The organism is Sphingomonas sp. Leaf32 (assembly GCF_001421765.1).
Taxonomy (GTDB): Bacteria; Pseudomonadota; Alphaproteobacteria; order Sphingomonadales; family Sphingomonadaceae; genus Sphingomonas.
In genome coordinates, this window is record NZ_LMLA01000009.1 from 134,646 (window position 1) to 151,666 (window position 17,021).

Genomic DNA, 17,021 nt, shown 5'->3' on the forward strand with positions numbered 1-17,021 from the left:
TCGGCTGGTTTGGCAGGCGGATCAAACGCCCAGCTTCGCCCTCGGGTCCGTGTCCGCGCCGCGCCAACCCTCCACGAACGCCGTGAGGTCGGCGTCGTCGGCGGGAACATCGACCATCAGCGTGACGAGCTGATCTCCGCGCGTGCCGTCTTTCCGATGGAATCCCCGTCCCTTGAGCCGCAGCGTCTTGCCCGAGGTCGCCCCCTTGGGCACGCTCAGCATCACCGCGCCCTCGACGGTCGGCACGCGCACTTTTCCGCCCAGCACCGCTTCGGCCAGGTTGATCGGCAGGTCGATCCGCACATCGTCACCGTCGCGGGTATAGAAACGGTGCGGCTGCACCTCGACCGTCACGATCGCGTCGCCCGCACCACCGGGACCGGCATCGCCCTTGCCCGTCAGGCGCATCTGCGTACCCGTGTCGACACCGGCCGGCAGCTTCAGGTCGATGGTCTTGCCATCGGCCAGCGTGATGCGCTGCGGGCTGAGCGTCGCCGCATCCTCGAACGGCACCTTCAGCCGATAGGCGACGTTGCCGCCCTTGGGCTGCGGCCGCCGACCGAAACCGCTGGCGAATCCGCCGCCGGCACCGCCGCCGCCGCGACCGCCAAACAGCCCTTCGAAAATATCCGAAAAGTCGCCGCCCTGCCCCTCGGGTCCCATGTCGAACCCGCCGCGTCCGCCCGGCCCCGGACGAAAGCCACCGGTGCCGCCCCCGGCCCCGAAGCCGAAGGGCGACGCCGGATTGCCGTCGCCATCGATCTCGCCCCGGTCGAACCGCGCACGCTTGTCCTTGTCGGTCAGCAGGTCATAGGCCTGCGTGACCTTGCCGAACCGGTCGGACGCGGCCTTGTTGTCCTTGTTCCGGTCGGGGTGCAGCTCCTTGGCGAGCTTGCGATACGCCTTCTTGATGTCCGCTTCGGTCGCACCACGCGCGACGCCCAGAGTTGCATAGGGATCAGCCATGGTTCGGTAGTAGGGTCCAAGCCCAGTCAGAACAAGGTCGGGACGGAGCCTATTCTGGTGCCAGGCCAGGACCGGATGACATTCAGTTCGTCAGGCGCGCGTTGCCGCCCTGCTACTCCCCATCGTCACTCCCGCGCAGGCGGGAGTCCATATGTGCCGACGTTGCGAATTCAGCGGAAACGTCAGCGGCGATGGATTCCCGCCTGCGTGGGAATGACCAGAATGGGCTGCGAGGAACCTCGACGCCGCACGGCACCAAAACCCGCCCGCCGCTGCGCAGTCGGCCAAGGAAGGCCGTCCGGTTCAACGTCGGTTCACGGCGGACAGGGCACCGGAGGCCATCGCCTGCGTTGGCAGCGCAATCGCACCTCCGGAGAAGCCCGTCATGATCCACGCCCCGCTGTCGCAACCGCTGTCGCGTCGCCGCATTCTCGGTGCCGCCGCCCTGATCCTTCCCGTTGCCGTCCTTGGCGGCTGCGCCACCCCGCTCGGCAGCTATAGCGTCGAGGAAGGCGTCCGCCGCCTGCTCACCCTGTCGAGCCAGCGGGCGTTCGAACGGCTGATCCGTCCGGGCGGCTTCTATGACGACCAGCTGACCCGGCTGACGCTGCCCGACACCGGCGGGCAGAACAACGTGCTGGCGGCGGTGCTGCGGACCAATGCGGTGCGCGGGCGGATCGCGATGGCGCTGAACGACATCGCGGTCGATGCCGCCGACCGCGCGACCCCGGTCGTGCTTGATTCGATCCGCGGGCTGACGCTGGCCGATGCGGTTGCCGTCCTGCGCGGCGGGCCGACTGCCGCCACCGACCTGTTGGCCCGGTCCGCGCGCGGTGCGGTGATCGAGGCGATGCTCCCCGAATTTTCCAGCGGGCTGCGCTCGGACGCGACCGAAATCCTGTCGGCGATCGTCACCGCGCAGACCGGCATCGACTATACCGCCATCGCCCGCAGCGCCGCCGATCAGGCGGGGAACGCCATCTTCCGCGCGATCGGGCGGGAGGAAGCGGCGATCCGCGCCGATCCGCGCCGCACCGGCGATCCGGTGCTGACCGCGCTGCTGCTCGGCACGCGCTGACGCAGGCGGGCTTGGCAAGGGAGCCGGGCGCGGGGATAAGCCCGCCATGCCGACCCCATCCCCCGCCGATCCGCAGGACACCGAACTCGACGTCGCCATCATCGGTGCCGGGCTGTCCGGCATCGACGCCGCATGGCATCTGCAACATCGCTGCCCCGACCGGCGCTACGCGATCTTCGAGGCGCGCGACGCGATCGGCGGGACGTGGGACCTGTTCCGCTATCCCGGCGTCCGGTCGGATTCGGACATGCACACGTTGGGCTTTCCGTTCCGCCCTTGGCGGGGGGACAAGGTGATCGCCGATGGCGGCGACATTCGCGACTATATCGCGGATACGGCGCGGGCCTTCGGCATCGACCGCCGCATCCGCTTCCGCCACCGCATCCTGTCCGCCGACTGGTCGTCCGAAACGGCGCGCTGGACGCTGACCTGCGACGTCGATGGCGACGTATCGACCATCACCTGCCGCTTCCTGTTCATGGGCTGCGGCTATTACGACTATGCCCGCGGCCATGCCCCCGATTTCGCGGGACAGGCGGATTTCGCCGGGCCGATCGTCCACCCGCAGCACTGGCCGCAGGACCTGAACGTCGCGGGCAAACGCGTGGCGGTGATCGGTAGCGGCGCCACCGCCGTGACGCTGGTCCCCGCCCTTGCCGCGCAGGGCGCGCAGGTGACGATGGTGCAGCGCTCGCCCAGCCATATCGTGTCGCAGCCTTCGCAGGATCGCGTCGCCCGGCTGCTCTATCGCCTCCTGCCCGAACGACTGGCCGGACGCATTGCCCGGTGGAAAAGCGCGGCGCTGGGCCTGGTCGCCTTTCAGTTCGCCCGCCGGTTTCCGCGCCGGATGCAGGCGTTGATCCTGCGCGGCGTGCGGGCGGAGCTGCCCGGCATGACGGATGTCAACCGCCACTTCACCCCGCGCTACGACCCGTGGGACCAGCGACTGTGCCTGGTCCCCGACGCCGATCTGTTCGCCGCGCTGCGCGACGGAACGGCGACGATCGCAACCGACACCATCCGCCGCTTCACGCCCGGCGGCATCGAACTGGGATCGGGCGCGCGTGTCGATGCGGACATCATCGTCACCGCGACGGGGCTGAAGCTGCATCTGCTGGGCGGCATCCGGCTGCGGATCGACGGCAGGCCCTTCGTCCCCGCCGATCACCTGATCTATCGCGGGATGATGGCGTCGGGCGTGCCCAATCTGGTGCTGGCGCTGGGCTATACCAATGCGTCGTGGACGCTGAAGATCGACCTGGTATCGCGGCGGATGTGCCGGATGCTGAACCATATGCGGCGGCACGGCCATGACATCTGCCTGCCCGCCCCGCCCGGACCGGAGGTGGAGCGTCGCCCGCTGCTCGATTTCAGCTCGGGCTATGTCGTGCGGGCGGCGTCCGTCGCCCCGGCGCAGGGTTCGCGCGCACCATGGCGGTTGCGCCAGAATTATTTCCTCGACTACGCCACCCTGCGCTTCGGCACGCTCGCCGACGGGGTGTTGCGGTTCGCGCGGGCGGGCAAGGGCCTAGAGCGGTTTCCGACCAGATTGAACCACCGTCATCGCCCTGCGGGCGACCGCTGACGCGGCGGGCCGCTTTCGGCTCGGGGCAGCGTTGCTCGTCGGCCACGATGCCGTTGCATCGCGGCCTCCTCTCGCCTCGCCCCAAGCCGAAATCGCCTCCGTGCCGGTGATCCAATCTGATCGGAAACCGCTCTAATCCGCGACTGATCCCGTGGCCTCGGCCAGTTCGTCGAGGACCACGCGGTCGCGCCCGTCGCGCTTGGCCCGGTACAGCGCCACATCGGCCCGGTGCAGCAGTTCGGCCGGGGACGTGTCCCCCGTCGCCACGGCGATCCCGCCGCTGACGGTCACCGCGACCTCGACGCCGTTCGCCACGATCGGACGGTCGGCGACGGCGGCCCGGACCCGTTCGGCGGTCGCCATGGCTTCCGCCGGCGACACGTCCGCAAACAGGATAGCGATCTCTTCGCCGCCATAACGCGCCACGACATCGACTGCGCGCACCGACCCGGCGATCCGCCCCGCGACCGCCTCGATCACCCTGTCGCCCACCTGATGGCCGTGCGCGTCGTTGATCCGCTTGAACCGGTCGATGTCGAGCATCGCGACGACATAAGTGCTGCCGCTGCGCAACGCCGTCTCCCGCGCGGCATCGAGCATCGCGATCATCGTGCGCCGGTTGGCAAGGCCGGTCAGCGGATCGGTACTGGCCAGCAGTTCCAGCCGGGCATTGGCCGCGCGCAGTTCGTGCGTCCGCTGTTCGATCAGGGTTTCCAGCGCGCGGGTCCGGCGGCGCAGCACCACCGTCCGCAACTGGACGATGCCGATGATCGCCAGAACGGCGATCAGGATCAGCGCCACCCGGACGAACCATCGTTCATGCCACGCCTGCGCGACGATCAGGTCGCGTTCGCTGGTGACGACGCGCGGATGGACGCCCGGAATCTGCGCCTGCAGTTCGAGGACGTATCGACCACCGGGCAGGTTGGTATAGATCGCAGTCGCCGGGCTGGCCGGCGGGATCGCGACCCAATTCTCGTCGAACCCGCGCAGGCGATAGCGATAGCGAATCTCTTCGGGCGCGGCATAGTCGCTGAGCGAAAAGGCGATGCGAATGCCATGGCCATCGGATCGGATCGTCCGGTACCCGGTGCGCGAATCATACGGGATGATCCGGCCGCTCTCCTCCACCTCGCTGGGCGCCAGCGCCGGGATGGCGACCGGATGCGCGGCGAGCATCTGGTCCGGCCGCAGCACCAGCAACCCGCCGGTGCCCCCGAACAGCAGGTCGCCCGCGCGCGTGATCGCGCTGACCCGCTGGCTGAACGAATCGGAGGTCAGCCCGTCGCGGCGACCGACCGCCACGACCGTTTCCCGCTCGGGATCGATCAGCGAGATGCCACTGGCCCCGGTCGACCACAGGCGGCCGGCACGATCGATCTGCACCGCCGCGACATTATCATTGGCTAGGCCTCGCGCCTCGGTGATGGCATGGAACCGCCAGCGCTGCGCCGTTCGGGTGCCATGCGCGACCCCGCCATAGGTCCCGACCCACAGCGAATTGCCGGCAGGGACGATCGACCCGGTATAATTCTGCGGCAGGCTGGCCGGATCGCGCGGGTCGTTGCGATAGGTGACGAAGCGCCCAGCGGCCGGATCGAACCGGTTGATCCCGCGCGGCGTCGCGATCCATGCCCCGCCGCCCGATGCCGCGACGATGTTGATGACCTCGTTATTGGCCAGCGATGCATCGTCGCCCGGCACATGCAGGTAGCGCTGCACCCGCCGCGTCCGGTCGTCGCGCACGAACAGCCCCTTGTAGGTGCCGATCAGCAGCCGATGGTCGAGGTGCAGCAGGGAGATGACCGGCAGGTCGCCCAGCTCGGCCATGGGCAGCGACGCCATGCGCAGCGTGTCCGGGTCGATCATCACGATCCCGCGTCCGCCCGCCAGGATCGTGCCGTCGGCGCGCTCGGCAAAGGCCTTGATGTCCTGCCCCGCATGGGTGCCGTCCAGCCGCAGGTGGCGCACCACGCCCTCCGCCCGGTCGATACGGTCGATCAGCCCGTTGCTCATGCCGACCCAGATCCGGTCGCGCCGGTCGACCAGGATACCGCGCACGTTGCGATCGGCCAGCGAATGCCGCGGGTCGGGCATGGCGTTGCCGATGGTGAAGATCGCCTTCAGCGACGGGTCGGTATGCGACGCCCCGACCTCCGTCGCGGCCCATAGCCGTCCGTTGCGGTCGATCGTCAGCGCGCGAACGGTATCGCCCGACAGTGAACCGCGATCGGCGGGACTGTTGCGCACCGACCGGACGGAGAACACGCCCTGCGTCGCGATACGCAACATGCCGAATCCGTCGGTCCCGACCCACACCTCGCCCCGGCTCCCGATCGCGAAGGCACGGATCGTCCGGTGCCCGATCTGGGGCGCCGCGCCCGACAGCGCCGCCGGCTGGACGAAGCGACCGGTGCGCAGCTGGACGAAGATGCCGTGCGAACCGGTCCCGACCCACAACCGCCCCGCCGTGTCGCGGGCGATCGCCCACACGTCGCCGATCGCCGGCGTCGCGACGCGCGCGAACTGCCGGGTGCCCGGGTGGCGGACGAACAATCCGGTGTCGCCACCGGCATAGAGCGTCCCGTCCCGGTCATGGTGCACGGCAAAGGCGCCACCGGCCAGCGCATTGCCCTGCCCCGCGACGGGCTCGATCCGGTCGCGCCGCGCGTCGTAGCGGAACACGCCCCGGTCCGACGCGACGAAAGCCCCGCCCTGTCCATCCGACGCGATCGACATGATGCGCGTACCCGCCCCCACGCCCCTGACGCCGGGGATCGAGACGAAGCTGCTGGACGTGGCGTCGAACCGCACCAGCCCGCCGACATTGGTCCCGACCAGCACGCCGCCATGGGACAGGGGCAGGAGCGAGCGGATATAATTGTCCGGCAATCCGCCCGACGCGCCGCCGGCCTGACGAAACACCTTCAACCGCTGTCCGTCATACCGGGCCAGTCCGCCGCGCGTGCCGATCCACATCAACCCGTCGCTGCTCTGCACGATCGCGGTGGTGGTGGCGTGCGGCAGCCCGACACTGCCGTCCAGCGTCTGGAACAGCGGCGTGCGCCATGCCGACCACGCATCCGGGGTCGACGCCGCCGCGGCCATGGCCGGAAGCATTGCCGCCAGCGACAGGATCAGGAGGACAAGACGACGCAGGATCATTTCACGCGCCACCCTGCCCAAAGATGGTTTACACCGATTTAACGGACGGCACGGTCGGGCGCGAAAGTAAGCCCGGCCAGCCGCAATGCCCCGTCCAGCGGATCGCCCAGCGGCGGGCACAGATGCGCCACGGTCCGCACCCGCAGCCACGGCCGCAATCGGGGGGCCAATCCGCCGACCAGCGTGCAGCGCACCACGCCGCGCGCCACGATCGTCTCGACGAACCGCTCGACATGGCCGGCGGCATCCTCGACGATCGACCGCGCGATCGGGTCGTTCGCATCGGCATGGTCCATGACGATCGGCGCCAGCGCGCCGTAGTCGCGTGGTGTCGCCTGCGCCATCCACGCGACCGCCCGGATCGTGTCATGGTCGAACCGCGCCGAGATCGCGTCGGCCAGCGGCGTCCACTGCGTCCGCCCGTCGAGCGCGCGCAGCGCATGGCGCACCGCGCTCAGCCCCAGCGCCGCGCCGCTCCCCTCATCGGACACCGGAAAGCCATAGCCGCCCAGCGCCACCTCCTGCCCTTCGATCCGCAGCAACGCGGCGCTGCCGGTGCCGAGGATCAGGATCGCGCCATCGCCGCCGCCATGCGCGCCCAGATGCGCGATCTGCGCATCGCTCGCCAGCGTCACCGATCCGACACCGAAGTCGCTCTGCGCCAGCGCGGCGCGGATGCCGGGGCGGCGGATGCCGGCGATGCCCATGCCGACACGCACCTGCGCCCGCTCCGCCGGTGACAGCATCGCCACCGCCTGCCCGATCACGTCGGACAGCACGGCCCGCAGCGCCTCCACGCCGATCCCCGCATTGGCCGCGCCGGCCTGCCCCGTGCCGATGTCCCGGCCGGACGCATCGACCAGCCTCGCCCGGCAATGGCTGCCGCCAGCATCGATGCCCAGATAGAAGGTCACGCCTCCGCCCCCCACGCCCGGGCCTTGGGCGTCTGGCCGATGCCGGGGTTCAGCTGGTTGCGCGGGTCGAGCTGGCGATAGAAGCCGGCCAGTTCGGGCTTTGCCGGATAGAGGTGCCCGACATTATGCTCGGCCGGATATTGCGCGCCGACCGCATCCAGCCGCTTCCACAGCACGTGTTCGAACGCCAACGGGTCGACGCCTTTCCGCACGATATAGTCGCGGTGGAACACGTGGCAGAAGAAATGCCCGTAATAGAGCGTGTCGACGACCTGATCCGCCAGATCGTCCGGCAGCACCTCTGCCCAATCACGCGTGTTGCGCGGCAGTGCCACGTCGAGCGCGACGATGTCCTCCACCGTGTCGGCATGGACCGCGCGGTAGCGGACCGCCGCCCCTGCCGCGACGAAGCGGTGCAGGAACGCCTTGCCCGCCTCGTCCGCCGAACATTCGAACCAGCCGCCCGGCAGCAGCGTATCGAGCAACGCGGCGGTCGCCTCTGCGTCGCCACGCGGCATCTTGAGCAAAAGGTGATGTTCGAACCGCTGGCGGAAATCGCGCATCCGCGCCGGCAGGTGATCGCCCAGCAACGCCCCGGCCCGTTGCAGCACCCGGTCGCTCAGGTTGCGCACGAACCGTTCGGCAATGCCGTCGACCCATGCCTTCGCCGCGAACAGGCGCGGCAACCGGTCGGTCCCCAGCCGCTCGATCGCGCGGAACGTATCGCGGCCATAACGATCGGCGATGTCGAACGCGCCGCGATGCATATACTCGCCCGCGATCGGCAGTTCGGCGAAATCGCTGAGCATCGTCCGCCGCAATGCGGTCAACCGGTCCGGGTCGTTGGTCCCGATATAGAAGGTGACCGTCGCGTCGTCGCGCGCGAAGGTATCGAGCCGTACCGCGAACACGATCAGCTTGCCGGCACTCCCCGCCGCCTCGAACAGGCAGCGCGGATCGGCGTTGAACCGCGCGGGCACGTCGCTGTCGATGTCGCGGACATGGGTAACGTAGCGATGGTCGTGCGCCGGCCGGTCCTGCGCGGGATCGACATCGGCGGCGGTGAAATTGCCCCGGTCCAGCCTGCCGAGGATTGCCTCCGGATCATCGCCCAATTCGATGCCCAGATGGTTGACCAGCCGCAGCGTGCCGTCCGCCCCCACGCTGCCGAACAGCGCCAGTTCGGTATAGGCCGGACCCCGCCGGATCAGCGATCCCCCCGAATTGTTGCAGACCCCGCCGACCACCGACGCGCCCAGGCACGACGACCCGATCACCGAATGCGGCTCGCGCCCCAGCGGCCTGAGTGCCGCTTCCAGCCGGTAGAGCGTCGTGCCGGGCAGGCACACGACCTGCTCGCCCCCGCCCAGCACATGCAGCCGGTCGAGCCGCGTCGTACTGATGACGACCAGCCCGCCGGGATAGTCGTCGCCATGCGGTGTCGACCCGCCGGTCAGCCCGGTGTTCGACGCCTGCATCAGAATGGAAACGTCGGCCGCGACGCATGCCTGCACCACCCGCCACAATTCGACCAGCGACGCCGGCCGCACCACCGCCAGCGCCGCGCCCTCGCCCGTGCGGTATCCGCGCCGGAACCGCGCGGTCCGGCGCGGATCGGTCAGCACCTGCCGCCGCCCGACCGCCGCGCGGAGTTGGGCGATAAGTTGTCCGGTTGCCGAGTTATCCGTCATTACGCCTGCCACTCCGGCCCCTACCCGCCCCACCGTACCTCCGCGCAGGCGGGGGTCCAGAGCCAAGCAACGCACCCTTGGCGTTCGGGACCCTGGACCCCCGCCTGCGCGGGGGTACGACATCATCAAGGACGAATCGGCTATCCGCTCACCGCGTCTGCATCCGGATGCCGATGCGGAACGACCGGCCCAGCAGGTCCGAATAGGTGCTGTTCGCCGCCAGCCCGGTTTCGGGCAACAGGATCGGTTCGCGGTTGAACAGGTTGGTGACGTTCAGGAACAGCTCCGCCTTCGCACCGGTACCCATGTCGACCTTGCCGGTCAGGTTCAGGTCGAAATAGGTGGCGCCGTCGATCCTGTTGCTGTCGATCGTCGGGAATTGCGACACGATCCCCGCCGGACGCCCGACCGGGCAGTTGGTCGAACACACGATATAGTTGTTCGAATAGGTGCCCCCGGCGACCCCGCGCGCGGTGCCGGTGATGGCGAAGCTGTCGGTGTCGTAGGTCGCGTTGAAGCGATAGATCCAGCTCGGCAGGCTCGCGCCGCCCAGCTGCCCGACGATATCGACCGGCACGACGTTCGGCACGCCGGTATCGGTGATATTGTCGATATAGCGCGTCGCCAGCGCCTTCAGCGTCACATTGCCCGGCGCGCTGTCGACCACATCGGCCAACGGCACCCGGTACGTCGCATCGAAGTCCAGCCCGCGCACCGTCTGCCGCGCGAAGTTGAACGGGCTGGCGCGGAAGAAGAATTCGCGGTCACCCAGCGGATCGGCCCCGTACGCCGCGCAGAACTCCGTCCGCCCCTCGAAGCAGCGGTTGATGATGTCCTGTGCGAAGAACTGCCCGATCGCATCCTGCAGCTTGATGAGGAACCCGTCGGCCGAGAAGGAAAAGCCGGGAATGAAGCGCGGCTGCAACACCACGCCGACACTGGTCGAATCGGCGATCTCGGGCTTCAGGTTCAGGTTGCCGGTCGTCGTTTCGCGGAAGGTCACGCCGGTCCGCCCGGTGAACGGATCGGTCAGCGTGTTGGTGCGCGACGTGCCCGCCTGGAACAGCTCGTTGAGGTTGGGCGCGCGGATGTCGCGCGACCGGGTGACGCGGAAGCGGATGTCCTCGATCGGGGCCCAAGTCGTCCCGACCTTCCACGTGGTGACATAGCCCGAGGTCGAATAATCGGTCGCGCGCACGGCGCCGTTGAACTCGACCCCCGACCCCAGCGGGACCACGGTTTCGAGATAGGCTTCCTTCACGTTGTAGCTGCCGAAGGTGGGCAGGAAGTTGCCGACCGACCATCCGGTCTGGAACTCGGTCGGGACGGCGCCCGACACCTCTTCCTTGCGATATTCGCCGCCCACCGCGACGCTGACGTCGCCGGCCCAGGTGGCGAACGGCACGACCGACAGGTTGATGCCCGCCACCGTCTGCTTCAGCTTCTGGTCGCGATACGGATCGCCCAGCGCATAGTCGATCGCCCCCTGGCTGGTGACGCCGATCCCCAGCCGGTTCATCGGCACGCAGCCATTGGTCGGCGCGGTCAGGGTCGACCGGCACACGATCGTCCCCGCCGCTACGCCCAGCGCATTGCCCGCCGGCGCGAACACCGCGTCGGTGGCGTTGGCCATGCGCGTGACGTTCATGATGTCGCGCAACTGCTCGCGGGCGTTGGTCTCGCCATATTGGCCATAGGCGCTCCACACCGCCTTGTTGCCGAACAGCTGAAAATCGCCCTCCGCGCCGATCGCATAGCGCTGCACGTCGCGCGAACTGTTGTTCTTGCGGTACGGCAGGTCGACGGCGGTGGTGCCGAGCGTAACCGACGTGATGCCCGCCAGCCGCGCCGCGCCCAGCGTATTGATGAGATACGCATTGTCGCTGCGCAGCGTCGTGGTCGTCGACAGCTGGGGTCCGGCGTTGAACAGCGTCTTCTGCCAGTTGTACGACGCTTCCCCGAACACCGTGATCCAGTCGGCCAGTTCATAGCTGACCCGCCCGAACACGCCATGCCGGTCGTCATCGGCGTCGAGACCGATGTTGCGCCCCTGATCGTTCAGCTGCCAGTCGCCGCCCTGCGTCCGGGTCGGCGCGGTGCTGCCGCCCAGATTGGGCGAATTGAAGCTGCCATAGTTGAACTGGTTCACCGACCCGCCGGCACCGAAATAGATGCCCCGCAACCGGTTGGCGACGCCGCCCGCCGAATTGAGAATGATCCCGCCCGGCGTAGCATTGGCGACCCCGATCCGGTCGAGCGTCAGGAACTGCGGCACGCCGTTGCTATTGGTGTAGGCGGGGTTGGTGACGACCACCCGCCCGCGCGCATTCCAGTCGCGATCGACCTGGAAGATGCCGTCGCGATGCGCGACCTCGCCGCTCAGCAGCACATGCCCGCGTCCGCCGGCAAAGCTGGTGCCGCCCGCCACGCTGAACGAATAGTTGAAGCCGTCGCCATATTCGGTGATGCCGCTGTCGGCGGAAACCTTCAGCCCTTCATAGGTCTTGTCGAGCGCGAAGTTGACGACGCCCGCCACCGCGTCCGACCCGTATGCCGCCGACGCACCGCCGGTCACGATCTCGACGCTCTTCACCAGCGCCTGGGGAAAGGTGTTGATGTCTACCAGCCCGGTGACGCTCGACCCGACCGAGCGCCGCCCGTCGAGCAGCACCAGCGTGCGGATTTCGCCCAGCGCGCGCAGGTTCAGCGCGTTGATCCCGGCGAGCCCCGAACTGATCGCCAGGCGCGAATTGGCCGGGCGAAGGCTGCCCGCCACCGCCGGAATCTGGTTGACGAAATCGGCGAGGTTGTTGGTCGGCGAGCTGTTCTGGATCTCCTGCTGGGTCAGCACGGTCAGCGGCGTCGGCGACTGGAACCCGTCGCGCACCACGCGCGATCCGGTGACGAGGATTTCGCCGTCGGCCTGCGTCGCGGGATCGGCGGCCTGTTCGGTCGGCACAGGCGCATCCTGCGCGAAGACCGGCGTGGCGATGCACAAGGCGGCCAGGCTGGTCGCGCGGGCCAGTGCCGGGAGATACCGCCGGAAGGGCATGGATGTCGTCATGGATTGCTCCCCTTCGCCCGTTGGTCGGGCTGCATTTGTGACCGTGTCGGTTCCTGCGGCATCGCCGAACTGGTCGTCGCCGCTGTCGCGCCGTCGCCGTTCGTGTCGAACCCGAAAGCTGCGCGGCGAGGGGGACATGCGTCAAGCGACGCGCGGCTATTATCGCTTCGCCAAGCCATAGCCGCAGATTATGGGCGCCGGCCATAAACGCGCCCTATGGGCCGGGGCGCGGTTGTCATACCTTTTGCGGGCAGGCTGTCCGTAGAGTGCGGCAACTTCAGCCCCACCCGTTCGTGCTGAGTAGAGGCTGAGCCTGTCGAAGCCTCGTATCGAAGCACTTGGTAAGCGGTCCTTCGATACGCTGTTTCGACTACGCTCAACAGCTACTCAGGACGAACGTGTATCTTTTCTGCGATGTCGAGCGCCGCATCGCATGACCAGCAAGGGATGCCGCCGATGATCCACCGCCGCGCCTTTCTCTCCGGGTCGGTCGCCGCGCTGGCACTCGCGCCGTTCGCGGCGGACGCTCGCGCATTCGCCCCGAGCGGCGAAACCCTCACCGCCCCGATCGAGATCATCGACGACGTCTACGGCGTGCCGCATATCCGCGCCGCGACCATCCCCGACGCCTTCTACGGACAGGGCTATGTCGTCGCGCGCGACCGGCTGTTCCAGGTCGACCTCGGCCACCGGCGGGAACTTGGCCGGCTGGCCGAAGCATTTGGCGCGGACTTCGCGAAGCACGACGCCGCCGCGCGCCTGTTCCACTATCGCGGCGACCTGAGCGCCGAACTGCGCCGGGTGCCCGCTGACGTGCTGGCGTGCACCCGCGCCTATATCGCCGGCATCAACGCGCGCATCGACGAGGTGCTGGCCGACCCCACCCTGCTGCCGCCCGAATATGCGATCCTCGGCGTCCAGCCGATCAAATGGGCCGTCGAGGATTTCGTCCTCGCCCGCGGCGGCGCGATTGGCAATGCCGACGACGAAATCCGCCGGGCGCAGCTCGCCGCGATCGGCCTGCTCGACCTCGACGCGATCGTCGCACCGTTGCGGCCGAACTGGCAGATGCGCGTGCCCGACGGCCTCGACACCGCCGCCGTCTCTCCCGCCGACCTCGGCGTGTTGCGCCAGGGCGGCCTGCCCTTCGGTCCCGACACCCCCACCCGCGATCCCGCCGAAGGACCGATGGAGCGCGCCAATGCCGGCAGCAACGCATGGACCGTCGCCGGCAGCCGTACCGCGACCGGCCGCCCGATCCTCGCCAACGATCCGCATCTGGGCATCGGCGGCTTCGGCCCGCGCCACGTCGCCCACCTGACCGCCCCCGGCCTCGACGTCATTGGCGGCGGTGCGCCGGGCCTGCCGGGCATCATGCAGGGCCATACCGACCGCTTCGCCTTTGGCCGCACCAACTTCCATATCGACCAGCAGGACCTGTTCATCCTCGAACTCGATCCCGCCGATCCCGAACGCTACCGCCACAATGGCGGCTGGAAGCGTTTTACGAAGATCGACATCGCCATCCCGGTAAAGGACACCGCCCCCTATGTCGCGACCCTGCGCTATTCGGTGCAGGGTCCGGTCGTATCGCACGATCCGGCGAAGCGCCGCGCCAGCGTGTTGGCCTCGATCGCGATGCAGCCGGGCGGCGGCGGCGCCTTTGCCATGGTCGCGATCAACCTCGCCCGCGACTGGGCCTCGCTGCGCAAGGCGTTCCGCCTCCACCCCTCCCCCACCAATTTCCACTATGCCGATACGCAGGGCAATACCGGGTGGCAGGTGATCGGCTTCGCACCGGTGCGGAAAGCGGGCGACGGGCTGCTACCGGTGCCGGGCGACGGGCGCTACGACTGGACGGGGATGCGCGACTTCGCGTCGCTGCCCAGCGACTACAACCCGAAGAAAGGCTGGTTCGCGTCGGCCAACCAGAACAACCTGCCCGCCGACTGGCCGCGCGACCGCATTCCCGCCTTCTCGTTCCGCGCGCCCTATCGCTACGAACGCATCGCCGACGTGCTGGCCTCCCAGCCCAAGCACAGCATCGCCGACAGCGTGGCGTTGCAGTTCGACACGGTATCCACCCCCGCCCGCCAGCTCGTCGCACTGCTGCCCGCCACCCCCTCACCCGCCGGTGACATGCTGCGTCGCTGGGACGGCCGCCTGACCGCCGATAGCGGCCCAGCCGCCTTGTTCGAAATCCTCTGGCGCGATCTGGGCAAGCGGATGCTGACCGCGATCGTGCCCGCACAGGCCAAGGCGCTGGTGACCGAGATCGACCCGTCGGTCCTGCTCGGCCTGCTCGCCCGGCCCGACGCCCGCCTGCCCGTCACCACCCGCGACGCGATGCTGCGCGACGCCCTTGCCTCGGCATGGACCAGCGCGCAATCGCTGCTCGGCCCCGACCCGACAAAGTGGCGCTGGGGCAGTCTGCATCAGGTCCGCATCGCCCATCCGCTGTCGCGCATTCCCGCCATCGCCGCCGCCTTTCCGCCGATCGAGGGCAGCGGATCGGGCGGCGATTCCTACACCGTCATGGCACGCTGGCTGGGCGACGGTCCCGGCTGGCGGGTCGGTGGCGGGGCCAGCTATCTGCAGGTGATCGATGTCGGCGCGTGGGACAATTCGGTGTTCCTGAACCTGCCCGGCCAGTCGAACGACCCGCGCAGTCCCCATTATCGCGACCAATACGCACCGTGGATCGCCGGACAGACCCTGCCGCTGCTGTTCAGCCGAACGGCGGTGGATGGCAAGGCCGCCCGCCGTGCTACGCTGACACCCCCAGTCCGAAGGAATCGTCGATGAAGCGCCTGCCCCTGATCGCCCTGCTCGCCGCCCTCGCCGGCCCGGCCGTCGCGGCAGCACCGAAGGTCGACATCGTAATCCGGGGCGGCACCGTCTATAGCGGCGCGAATGCCGAACCCATCACGGGCGATGTCGAGATCGCCGGCGACCGCATCGTCTATGTCGGTCCCACCCGCCGGACCAATGCCGCGCAGGTAATCGACGCACGCGGACAGATCGTCGCCCCCGGCTTCATCGACGCGCACACCCACCCCGACAGCTATATCCGCTCCGACGATCCCACGGCGCGGCTCAACCTGCCCTGGCTGGCGCAGGGCGTGTCGACCATCGTCATCGGCGTCGACGGATACGGCACGCCCGATGTCGCCGAAGATGCGCGCAAGCTGATGGCCGGCGGCATCGGCACCAATGTCGCGCCCTTCGTCGGCTTCGGCGCGGTGCGCGGCCGCGTGCTGGGCCAGGACGACCGCGCCCCCACCCCGGCCGAACTCGCCCGGGAAAAGGCGCTGGTGGCCAAGGCGATGTGCGAAGGCGCCTATGGCTTTTCGACCGGCCTGTTCTACGCCCCGCAGAGTTTCGCCAAGACCGACGAAGTGGTCGCCATCGCCCGCGAGGCGGCGATCCGCGGCGGCATGTACGACACGCATCAGCGCGACGAATCCAACTACAGCATCGGCCTTATCAACTCGACGAAAGAGGTGATCGCAATCGGGCGACAGGCGAAGATGCCGGTGCACATCGCCCACCTGAAGGCGCTGGGCGTCGATGTGCAGGGCAAGGCCCCCGAACTGATCGCGGTGATCGACGCCGCGCGCAAGGCGGGACAGAATGTAACCGCCGACCAATATCCGTGGCTGGCATCCGGCTCCAGCGTCGATGCCTCGCTCGTGCCCCGCTGGGCGAATGACGGCGGCTATCCCCGCCTGATCCAGCGGTTCGACGATCCGGCGACACTCGCCAAGATCAAGGTTGAAATGGCCGAGAATCTGCGCCGGCGCGGCGGCAAGGGATCGCTGCTGCTGACCAGCGCCGGGATGCCGTGGACCGGCAAGACGCTGGGTCAGATGGCGGATCAATGGGGGATCGACCCCATCGACGCCGCGATCAAGATCCTGCGCGTCGCCGATGCCAGCGGCAAGGAACCGGCGGGCGTATCGGTCGCCAGCTTCAACATGATCGACGCCGACGCCGACCTCATCATGCAGCAGCCCTGGGTCGTGACCAGCTCCGACGGATCGAACGGCCACCCGCGCCAGTACGCGACCTTCCCGCGCAAGTACCAGACCTATGTCCGCGAGCGGAAGGTCATCACGATGCGCGACTTCATCCACCGCTCGACCGGTGCCACCGCCGACATGTACCGCATGGACCATCGCGGCTATCTGAAGCCCGGCTATTATGCCGATGTCGTCGTGTTCGATCCCGTGAACTACGCCCCCCGCGCTACCTATGTGAACCCGCGCGTACCCAGTGTCGGGGTGAAGGCGCTGTTCGTGAACGGCAAACTGGCGCTGAAGGACGGCGCCACCACCGGCGCCGCCCCCGGCCGCGCGCTCCTGCGGCCGACGCCGGCCCGGTGTCCGGCCGCCACCTGAACCCCACCCACGCCGTCACCCCGGGCTTGACCCGGGGTCCCGCTTCTCCTTCTCCAACGGCCAATGAAACAGCGGGACCCCGGATCAAGTCCGGGGTGACGATGGGTTGGGGAGGGTGCCGCCAACCAAACAGGCCGGGCATAGGGATGCTGTCGCCC

9 protein-coding genes are annotated in these 17,021 nt (G+C 68.7%); 4 read left to right on the forward strand and 5 right to left on the reverse strand.

From position 1 onward, the window contains the following. Window positions 1–21: 21 nt before the first annotated feature. Window positions 22–966 (reverse strand): DnaJ C-terminal domain-containing protein, encoded by a 945-nt coding sequence (locus ASE83_RS12875; RefSeq protein ID WP_055790668.1) that lies wholly within the window; start codon window positions 964–966, stop codon window positions 22–24. A 385-nt stretch (window positions 967–1,351) separates the two neighbouring features. Between ASE83_RS12875 and ASE83_RS12880 the strand changes: the two genes are divergently transcribed. Both ASE83_RS12880 and ASE83_RS12885 read left to right on the forward strand, forming a co-directional pair. Further along, window positions 1,352–2,044, forward strand: a complete 693-nt coding sequence (locus tag ASE83_RS12880) for a DUF4197 domain-containing protein (RefSeq protein WP_055790671.1) — start codon at window positions 1,352–1,354, stop codon at window positions 2,042–2,044. A 46-nt stretch (window positions 2,045–2,090) separates the two neighbouring features. Next, window positions 2,091–3,629: a flavin-containing monooxygenase gene (locus tag ASE83_RS12885; RefSeq protein ID WP_055790673.1), complete on the forward strand. Its 1,539-nt coding sequence runs from the start codon at window positions 2,091–2,093 to the stop codon at window positions 3,627–3,629. A 132-nt stretch (window positions 3,630–3,761) separates the two neighbouring features. On the opposite strand, the gene ASE83_RS12890 is transcribed toward ASE83_RS12885, so the two are convergent. From ASE83_RS12890 to ASE83_RS12905, 4 genes are all read right to left on the reverse strand, one after another. Continuing rightward, window positions 3,762–6,794 carry a ligand-binding sensor domain-containing diguanylate cyclase gene (locus ASE83_RS12890; RefSeq protein WP_055790676.1) on the reverse strand — a complete coding sequence of 1,011 codons (3,033 nt, stop codon included), beginning with the start codon at window positions 6,792–6,794 and terminating at the stop codon, window positions 3,762–3,764. Window positions 6,795–6,832: 38 nt separating this feature from the next. Further along, window positions 6,833–7,708: a BadF/BadG/BcrA/BcrD ATPase family protein gene (locus ASE83_RS12895; RefSeq protein WP_055791197.1), complete on the reverse strand. Its 876-nt coding sequence runs from the start codon at window positions 7,706–7,708 to the stop codon at window positions 6,833–6,835. Then, window positions 7,705–9,399 (reverse strand): D-lactate dehydrogenase, encoded by a 1,695-nt coding sequence (gene dld, locus ASE83_RS12900; protein WP_055790680.1) that lies wholly within the window; start codon window positions 9,397–9,399, stop codon window positions 7,705–7,707. The genes ASE83_RS12895 and dld overlap by 4 nt, the downstream gene beginning before the upstream one ends. Before the next feature lie 148 nt (window positions 9,400–9,547). After that, window positions 9,548–12,463, reverse strand: coding sequence for a TonB-dependent receptor plug domain-containing protein (locus tag ASE83_RS12905; RefSeq protein WP_235513240.1), 2,916 nt, complete (start codon window positions 12,461–12,463; stop codon window positions 9,548–9,550). Between the two features lie 456 nt (window positions 12,464–12,919). On the opposite strand from ASE83_RS12905, the gene ASE83_RS12910 reads away from it, so the two are divergent. Both ASE83_RS12910 and ASE83_RS12915 read left to right on the forward strand, forming a co-directional pair. Then, window positions 12,920–15,268 carry a penicillin acylase family protein gene (locus ASE83_RS12910; protein WP_055791200.1) on the forward strand — a complete coding sequence of 783 codons (2,349 nt, stop codon included), beginning with the start codon at window positions 12,920–12,922 and terminating at the stop codon, window positions 15,266–15,268. Continuing rightward, window positions 15,265–16,863: an N-acyl-D-amino-acid deacylase family protein gene (locus tag ASE83_RS12915; RefSeq protein WP_055790686.1), complete on the forward strand. Its 1,599-nt coding sequence runs from the start codon at window positions 15,265–15,267 to the stop codon at window positions 16,861–16,863. The genes ASE83_RS12910 and ASE83_RS12915 overlap by 4 nt, the downstream gene beginning before the upstream one ends. Window positions 16,864–17,021 lie beyond the last annotated feature (158 nt).